At 64.5% G+C, this 1,256-nt stretch carries 1 protein-coding gene; it reads right to left on the bottom strand.

The features are described from left to right. Nucleotides 1-1,199 (bottom strand): IS3 family transposase gene (locus EBE87_RS28245; protein WP_408887776.1). Its coding sequence is split into 2 segments (ribosomal slippage), with 1,200 coding nucleotides annotated over them: nt 1-884 and nt 884-1,199; the frame shifts between segments, so codons are not numbered across the junction. This gene is flagged as partial in the annotation. Nucleotides 1,200-1,256 lie beyond the last annotated feature (57 nt).

Genomic DNA, 1,256 nt, shown 5'->3' with positions numbered 1-1,256 from the left:
GTTTGCTGCTTGTCGTTCTGCCTGTTCTGGCGTGCGGTAGTCCAGGGCCGAATGGAGGCGCTGGCGGTTGTAGAAGCTCTCGACGTAGGAGAACAGGTCGCGCTTGGCCTCGTCCCTGGTGGCATAGGTCCGGTGGTGCACCAGCTCGGTTTTCAGCGTGTGGAAGAAGCTCTCCATCGGCGCGTTGTCCAGCGGGTTGGCCCGCCGGCTCATCGACGGAATGATGGCTGCCTCTGTCAGCGCCGCCTGGTAGTCACCGCAGGCGTATTGGATGCCGCGGTCGGAATGTTGGATGAGGCCGGCACTGGGACGCTGGCGCTGGATGGCCATCAGCAGCGCCGACGTCGCCAGCTCGGCCCTGAGATGGTCGCGCATGGACCAACCCACGATCTTGCGGGTGTGCAGGTCCATGATGGCGGCCATGTAGAGCCAACCCTCGCCCGTGGCGATGTAGGTCAGGTCTGCCATCCAGACCTGGTTCGGCCTGCTGGTGGCGGAGAACTGGCGCTCCAGCAGGTTCGGAGCGACTGGAAAGGCATGGCGGCTGTCGGTGGTCTGCACGCGGCGGCGCTGGGCGACAAGGCCGCGCACGCCGTGGCGACGCATCAGGCGCTCGATCCTTCCGCGACCAACCCTCCTCCCGTCTGCTCGCAACGCCGCATGCACGCGCGGACTGCCATATCGGCCACCGCTTTTAGCATGCGCCTGGCAGATTTCAGCCAGCAGGGCACGGTCCTCGACGGCTCGCTTGCTGTCCGGCCGGGACCGCCAGGCGTAGTAGCCAGCGGTCGAGATGCCCAGGACGCGGCAAAGTTGCTGAACCGGCCAGGCATCGCGGCAGTCCTCTACCATGCGGAACTTCATCTCAGGGGACCCGCGAAGATCGAAATGGACTTTTTTAAAATGTCTCGCTCCATACGCAGCCGGTCGCACTCGCGCCGCAGCCGCGCAATCTCAGCCGCTTGATCGGCTGTCGGAACCGGCAAGGGCTTGAGAGAAGAGACGATAACAGGCGCTTCGGCTTTGGCGGCGCCGACGCCATACTGCCGCACCCACCGGCATAGCAGCGTCGGGTGCAGCCCAACCTCGCCTGCTACCGCCGTGGGCGTGCGCCCGCTGCTGACCACAAGGTCCACGACCTGGCGCTTGTAGTCCTCCGTATAGGAACGTGGCTTGGTCCTCGTCGCTTGCTGATCCATCAAACACCTCCAGCTCAAACTTTGCCTCTGGGTGTCCACGGAAGCCAAGGAGGATCA

The organism is Teichococcus wenyumeiae (genome assembly GCF_003696345.1).
In the GTDB taxonomy this organism is placed as follows: domain Bacteria; phylum Pseudomonadota; class Alphaproteobacteria; order Acetobacterales; family Acetobacteraceae; genus Pseudoroseomonas; species Pseudoroseomonas wenyumeiae.
The sequence above is the reverse complement of the archived record's forward strand: the minus strand, read 5'-3'. Positions and strand labels throughout refer to the sequence as shown.